General features: G+C 62.2%; 7 protein-coding genes. 5 read left to right on the plus strand and 2 right to left on the minus strand.

Going from position 1 to position 6953, the window contains the following annotated elements; all coding sequences use genetic code 11:
• Nucleotides 1-346: 346 nt before the first annotated feature.
• Nucleotides 347-529, minus strand: coding sequence for a hypothetical protein (locus CCR94_RS25405; RefSeq protein WP_104507197.1), 183 nt, complete (start codon nt 527-529; stop codon nt 347-349).
• A 267-nt stretch (nt 530-796) separates the two neighbouring features.
• On the opposite strand from CCR94_RS25405, the gene CCR94_RS26450 reads away from it, so the two are divergent.
• Nucleotides 797-1129: an SOS response-associated peptidase family protein gene (locus tag CCR94_RS26450; protein ID WP_338052974.1), complete on the plus strand. Its 333-nt coding sequence runs from the start codon at nt 797-799 to the stop codon at nt 1127-1129.
• 14 nt (nt 1130-1143) lie between these two features.
• Nucleotides 1144-1701: a flavin reductase family protein gene (locus CCR94_RS07160; RefSeq protein ID WP_104507198.1), complete on the plus strand. Its 558-nt coding sequence runs from the start codon at nt 1144-1146 to the stop codon at nt 1699-1701.
• On the opposite strand, the gene CCR94_RS26570 is transcribed toward CCR94_RS07160, so the two are convergent.
• The gene (locus tag CCR94_RS26570) at nt 1617-1988 is read right to left on the minus strand and encodes a BrnA antitoxin family protein (protein ID WP_104507199.1); all 372 of its coding nucleotides are present in this window, start codon (nt 1986-1988) and stop codon (nt 1617-1619) included. The two genes, CCR94_RS07160 and CCR94_RS26570, sit on opposite strands and share 85 nt — an antisense overlap.
• 158 nt (nt 1989-2146) lie before the next feature.
• Here CCR94_RS26570 and CCR94_RS07170 point away from each other — a divergent pair, with 158 nt between their 5' ends.
• The 3 genes from CCR94_RS07170 to greA all read left to right on the plus strand — a co-directional run bounded on the left by CCR94_RS07170 (nt 2147) and on the right by greA (nt 6587).
• A complete protein-coding gene (locus CCR94_RS07170; protein WP_104507200.1) occupies nt 2147-3841 on the plus strand; it encodes a methyl-accepting chemotaxis protein in 1695 nt (564 codons plus the stop codon).
• A gap of 271 nt (nt 3842-4112) precedes the next feature.
• Entirely contained in the window at nt 4113-5798 is a 1686-nt protein-coding gene (locus tag CCR94_RS07175; RefSeq protein WP_104507201.1) for a methyl-accepting chemotaxis protein, read from the plus strand.
• 258 nt (nt 5799-6056) lie between these two features.
• Nucleotides 6057-6587, plus strand: a complete 531-nt coding sequence (greA, locus tag CCR94_RS07180; protein WP_104507202.1) for a transcription elongation factor GreA — start codon at nt 6057-6059, stop codon at nt 6585-6587.
• The last annotated feature ends 366 nt before the right edge of the window (nt 6588-6953 follow it).

Here is a 6953-nt window from a genome sequence, read left to right on the forward strand (position 1 = left end):
GCGACCAGCGCTTCCAGGCCGGAACGACCTCCTCTGGCTCCAGCAGATCAAGCAGATGGCCCTCGGCCGGCAGAATGTCGCCGTAGCGAGCGCCTATGGCCGCGCGGACGTCCTTCGCCTGGCTGGACTTCTCGGTGATGACGATCTGATCGACCATAATGACTCAAGGATGGGAACGAATCCGGTAGCGCTGCAATAAGAACGTATAGTGAACTGAACTCTCGGGCAAGAAGAGACGTGGACGAAGGCGCCGGCCGTGGCGGCTTTCGCGCGCAAACCCGTCCGGCTAACTTCCGACCGACCGTCATTGCCGTGTCGAAGACAGACGACACCTCGCCGACATGCGTTATCCAAAGGGCGCCAGGGCCTTGAGAATCGTCAGCAGGATCACCGCTCCGACGAAGAGGAGCCACGCCCTGCGCGCGTCTTTTCGGGCCCGCATCTCCTCGGTCGCCTTGGCCGGGGATTTCTCGTTCAACCGCTTGCGTTCACGAATGGCGTTCGGATCAAATTTGAATACGTTTGACATGCGTCGTCTCCGTCATGTTGCCCGCTGGATCGCCGACATATTGCGAACGCGCCTCGTCGCCCCGGTCGTTAGCTCTCCGTCGTCGCACACATCATACACCATTGGTTGCATTTCGGTCGTTCACGTCGAGGATGTCTCCCGACATTGCCTCCGTCGTCCCGGCGCGCATAATCCGCGCATGTGCAATCTTTGCATCATCCCGACAACGCAGGACGCGACGCGGTCGCTGTTCCGCGTGGCCCGTGACGGACGGGCAACCTGCCGTCCATGCCCGGCGTCGTCCCCGATTATCCGGCGCCGATCGTGCGTGTCGCGGACGGCGAGCGGGAGCTGACGATGGCCAGATGGGGAATGCCATCGCCGCAGGTCGCGCCGAAGGGAAAGACCAGTGATCCCCGCGTCACCAACATCCGCAACGTGACATCCCCGCACTGGCGGCGCTGGCTTGGGCCGGACAACCGCTGTCTTGTCCCGTTCGTTCACCGAATCTGGCTGCGCGCGCCGGCGGGCGAGACCATGACGCCCCAGAGGCCGCTGGCGGACGGGATGCGGGCGATCGTCGCCAAGGGAGATCGTCAGGACGTTTTCAACCCGAAGTGAAATCGAGGCCGCCCATGATCGCAAAGCGAGACTTTCCGGTTTACAAAGTCAGACGGTATCTGGAGCCGGGTCCGATCGTGCTGGTCTCTTCGCGCTGGCGAGGCAAGACGAACATCATGACAATGGGCTGGCACACGGTCATGGAATTCGCGCCCTCCCTCATCGGCTGCGTGATCGCGTCGGGGAATCACAGCTTCCACATGATCCGCGAGAGCGGCGAATGCGTCATCAATCTGCCCACGACCGAACTCGTCGATGTCGTGGTCGGCATCGGCAATTGCTCGGGCGCGAGGATCGACAAGTTCGCCAAGTTCGGATTGACGGCCGATGCGGCGTCGGAGGTCAAGGCTCCGCTGATCAGGGAATGTCACGCAAGCTTCGAGTGCCGCCTCCACGACGACGCCCTCGTCGGCAAGTACAACTTCTTCATCTTCGAGGTGGTGAAGGCGCACGTGGCTCCGGAACCGAGCCATCCGGAAACGCTGCATTACACTGGCGACGGCGTGTTCGTCGTTTCCGGCGATGTGGTGGACAAGCGGGCGTTGTTCCGTCCGGAAATGCTCGGGCCTTGAGTTTCGCGACTCGTTGAGGAAACGGTCGTCCTCGGCAGACGCCGGTGTTGTTGCGGCCCCGCCGTCCGCCGCGGCGCATTGTTGATCCGCTCCCGCCAACCCGGCCCATCCTCTTGAAAATGAGCAAGCAGATCGCTGCCGAGCTTGATCGACACCAATTCCTTGGCGACGGGAAGGCCACATTTTCTTTGCGCGCGGACGGGTTCGTCCGCCGGCGACGTCGCTGGTTTGAACACAGCTTCGGCTAACCGCTTGTCGCGGGCCGCGATTTGCCGGGCATCATCCATGCCGCCCGCCTGGCGTTAACAATCCGACAGCTTAAAAATATGTTAAGGAAATTAAAATACAACCATAGCGTGCTTTTTTTGAAAAAAGTTAGCTAAATGCACGAATTGGTTGTTTTTTTACGTGCGAACTGGCCGACAGCTGAACGAGGGACACCGATATGTCATACCATAATTGGCCAATCGTCTGGAAAGTCGTGAGCCTGCTGCTCCTGCTTGGTAGCGTCAGTCTCGGGGCGGCCTATTACGCTACGGCGCAGTTCTCGGTGATTGACGCCGCCGCCACCGCAATCATCGACGGACCGGCCGCGGCGAGCACCCATGGCGCGCGCGCCGCGCGCTTCATCGTCGCCGCGCAATCGGCGATCTATCAGAACATTGTGTCGACGACTGATGAGGGCAATCGGCTGGCGGACTCCCTGCTCAAGGAGGCGGTCGCCGGCTTCGACGAACAAGCCGCCGCCCAGCGGCAGCGGGTTCCCGCTTTCGCCGAAGCGATTGACGCCGGCGCGCGGAAGTTTCATGCGGCGCTGGACGGCCCCTGCGCCGAGACCATCCGCATCGCCGCCGATAACAACCTCGAGGGTATGGTCAAGGCCACAACGCTGATGGAGAAGGCGTGCAAACCCGTCTTCAACGAGTTGCTGAAAGACGCGGTCGTCGTCAACGAGGGGATCATCGGCGAACGCGAGCGGAGAACTGCCGAAGCGAAAGCCACCGCGGCCTCCAGCGCCCGGTTGACGCTCGGCGGCATCATCGCCGCCACCCTCCTGATCGTCGGTCTGGCGGTTTACCTGGCGCGCAACGCCATCGTCGCGCCGATCCGTGCGACCATGGAGGCAATGAACGCGCTCGGCCAGGGCCAATTGGGCATAGCGGTGACTGGCGCAGATCGCGGCGACGAAATCGGCGCCATGGCCAGGACCCTCGAAGTGCTGCGCGAAAAGCTCCAGGCGGCCGAGAAGGCGCGTCTGGCGGTCGCCGCCCGCGAGCAGGAGGAGCGCGTGCTGCTGGCCCGTCGCGAGAAACTGTCGCATGATTTCATTACCCGCATGCAGGCGCTGGCCGGCGGCTTCACCAAATCCTCCGGCGAGGTCGCGGAGGCCGCCCACAGCCTTTCGGCGGCGGCGGAAGAGACCTCGCGCCAGGCCGAGGCGGTCTCCGGCGCGGCCGGACAGGCCGCCGCCAATGTCCAGACGGTCGCTTCCGCCTCGGAGGAACTCACGGCCTCGGTGCGCGAAATCACCCTGCAGGTCAACCAGTCGGCCAAGGTGGCGGACACCGCGTTCCATGAGGCGCAATCCTCCAACGCTCGTATCGCGGCCTTGTCCGAGGCGGCCTCGACCATTGGCGATGTCATCAATCTGATCAGGGGCATAGCCGACCAAACCAATCTGCTCTCGCTCAACGCGACCATAGAGGCGGCTCGCGCCGGCGAGGCCGGCAAGGGTTTCGCCGTGGTCGCCACGGAAGTAAAGCTGCTGGCGAGCCAGACGGCGAAGGCGACGGCCGACATCGCCGCCAGGATTTCCGAGATACAGTCGGCCACCAATGACACGGTGAAGTCGATGAACGAGATCGGCGCGATCATCACCAACATCAAGGAGACGACTTCTGTCATCGCCAGCGCCGTCGAGCAGCAGGGCGCCGCCACCATCGAAATTTCGCGCAACTGCCAAGAAGCGGCGGCGGGAACCGTCCAGGTCACCGACAATATCGCCGGCGTCGGCCAGGCGGCGGAAACGACCGGCTCCGCCTCGGTCCAACTCATGACGCTCTCCACCGGCCTGTCCAATCAGGCCATCGATCTCAGCCGGGTCGTCGAAGGTTTCGTCAAGGACTATGCCGCTGCGTAATGGAGAGGTTTGAATCAAAATCGTGCATAGGAGGGCAAGTCAATTACATAGATAAATAAGAATGTTGGAATGATCAGTTTTACGCAAGCTCCTCCGGGGGATATTGCGGAGGGAGGGAGCGCAATTCTGCGGTTAAGCGTTCGGCCCGGTCGCGCATTGTGTTGGCCTGATGCGCGACAGGGCCAATGAATGAACGTCTCGCCACGAAGGCTCGCTTGAATTTTCGTAAAATGTGGCCTGTCCGCATTATTGTTGTCTCGGAGTATATAGAATGTCGCTCCATCGCCTTCGTGAAAATGTATCTGTGGTGCAGATGGTAATGGCGCTTGCCGTCTTGTCCGTTGCGGTCACCCTTGTCGGCGCGGGCGTCGCGCTTTACCAATTCAATACTGCGCTCTATTCGGCGCGGGAAAAGGAATTGAGCCATGAAGTCGACGCCGCCGCTTCGATCGCGCGCGGTCTGTTCAAGAGGCATGGAGCCGAGGCGGCGAATGAGGTGGTCGATCTTTTGCGACCGGCGCGCTTTGGCGAGCACGGCTACTATTTCATCCAAAATCTCGATGGCGTCGCTCGCATGTTGCCGACAGCGCCGGAGCTTGAAGGCAAGCCGCTCGATCAGGCCCACGACGCGCAGGGCCGGTATTTTTTCAACGATCTGTTGGCCATGACGCGGAAAGGCCAAAGCGGGAAGGTTGAATATTCCTGGCCCAAGCCCGGCGAGACCGTCGCTTCGGAAAAATTCAGTTATGCGGCTCCGATTCAAGAGCTTGGCTTTTATGTCGGGTCCGGGGCCTATACCGACGACATTCGTGGCGAGGTGTGGAGCATCTTCCGCAAGTTCGGAATGATCATCGGACCGCTGCTGCTGGCCTTGTGCGCCGTCGCCTTCGTGATCGCGCGCTCGATTTCGCAGCAATTGCAAGGGGCCTCGGCGGCCATGGAGAAATTGGCCGAGGGCGACCTCGGCGTGGTCCTGCCAGGGCTCGACGCCAAGACCGAAGTTGGCGGGATCGCCCGGGCCGTCGAGAAATTCAAGGTCAAGGCGGCGGAAATCGCGCGCGCGGAGGAATCGGCGCGCGAAAAGCAGCGTCAGGTCGTCGCCGAGGCGCGGCGCAGGGACATGCTGACTCTGGCGCAACATTTTGAGAACGCGGTCGGCGCCGTCGTCAGCAGCGTGGCAAGCTCCGCCCAGGAAATGGAGGCTGTCGCGCAATCGCTGGTGCAGAACGCCCATCACGCCGGCGAACAGGCCGAACAAGGTTCGAAGGCGGCGATGACGACCTCGCAAAACGTTCAATCGGTCGCCGCCGCCGCCGAGGAATTGTCGCATTCCGCCGAGGAGATCGGCTCGCACATGGCGCGCGCGCAGGCGGTTTCCTCAAGCGCCGCCGAGATCGCGGAAATCACCCAGGCCCGCATGGCGGAGCTGGACACGATCATCAGCTCCATTGGCGGGGTGGCGGAGCTGATCTCCGGGATCGCCGAGCAGACCAATATGCTGGCGCTGAATGCGACCATCGAGGCCGCCCGCGCCGGCGAGGCCGGCCGCGGCTTCGCGGTGGTGGCTTCGGAAGTGAAGACGCTGGCCGACCAGACCCAGAAGGCCACCGCCGACATTTCCGGAAAAATCGCCGCCATCCAGAGGGCGTCGCAGGAGGCGAGCGCGCGCCTTCAGGAGATGAGCGGCGCCACCCATGAAGTGAACGGCATCGCCGCATCGGTTGGCGGGTCGATTGAAATGCAGTGCCAGGCGACGACGGAAATCGCCCGCAACGTTCATGACACGTCAAAACTCGCCGGGGATCTCGCCCGCATCATCGACGAAGTCCAGAACGCTTCCCGGCATACTGGCGTCTCGGCGGAAGAAACGCTTCGGGCGGTGTCGCAACTTGCCGAACAGACAGAGCGCCTGCGCGTTGAATGCGACAGCTTTCTCCGCGAGGTGCGAGCGGCTTGATGGCGCTGATTTTATCCGCGCTCCCTCCAGTTCCCGTCAGTCGACAGTGTCGGCCATCGGCGCTTTGCGGTCGTGTGACATGAAGCCCCCGCCGACGGCGCGCCGATGCGAGCGACGCTTTTCCCATCCCCCACATTGAGGATCGCAAACCGCGACGGCAATCGATAGACTGCCGCCACGAACAAAATCGGATCTCTCCATTTCGACGGGGCGCGGACAAACCGAGTTCAGCCCGTCCGGCTTGAAAGGCCCCCCAGGTTGAGCGTCGCCTTCAGCAAGGAAGACAGTGCGGAAACAGCGTCGGAGACCGCGCTGCCCGACCGCCCGATTTCACCTCATCCCAACCTCGTGACGGCAACGGGCTTGAAGGCGCTTGAAGTTCAATGCGAACAGGCGCGCAAGGCCTATGAGGCGGCGCAAAAGATCGAGGACGTCAACGAACGACGGCGCCAAGCCGCCATTCCCTTGCGCGATCTCCGCTATTTCGGCGCGAGAGTCCGAACCGCCCAGCTCATCGCCGATCCCACCTCAACCGCAACAGTCGCCTTTGGCGGCACGGTGACGTTCAAACGCGCGGATGGACGCGTCCAGACCTATCGCATCGTGGGCGAGGACGAAGCCGACCCGAAATCCGGCTCCATTTCCTTCGTCTCCCCGGTGGCGAGGTTTTTGATGAACAAGGCCGTGGGCGACGAAGTCGGCGCCTCCGGTCAAAAGCTTGAAATCCTGTCAATCTCCACCAATTCCAGCGCCTTGGCCGAACCCGCGTCGGCGCGCCCCGCCGATTGATCATTCGGCGCGGCGGCGTCCATGGGGCGAATTTCCCGATCCGCGCGCCAATTGTCGCGTGGCGACGCCTGGAGCACGGCGCGTTTCCACGGAAACGCATCGCGCCCTGGACTCTTTATTTTCGCAGGATCTTTTCCAAAAACCGGGGTCCACTTTTGGGGATCATGTTCTAAAGTCAGAGCCGTCGCATGTTCATCTTGAGTTCAGTCGCCGGGGGGTAAACTTGGCGGTGAAATGAGGAAGGAGAGAGCGTTATGGCGTCATCTTTTCTAAAGATCGCGGCCTGCGCCGCCGCCGCCGCGTCGATTCTGGCGTTCGCACAGCCTGCTGACGCGCACGGCTGGGGAGGACATGGCGGCGGCTGGG

The sequence above is a fragment of the Rhodoblastus sphagnicola genome, assembly GCF_002937075.1.
GTDB classification, from domain to species: domain Bacteria; phylum Pseudomonadota; class Alphaproteobacteria; order Rhizobiales; family Beijerinckiaceae; genus Rhodoblastus; species Rhodoblastus sphagnicola.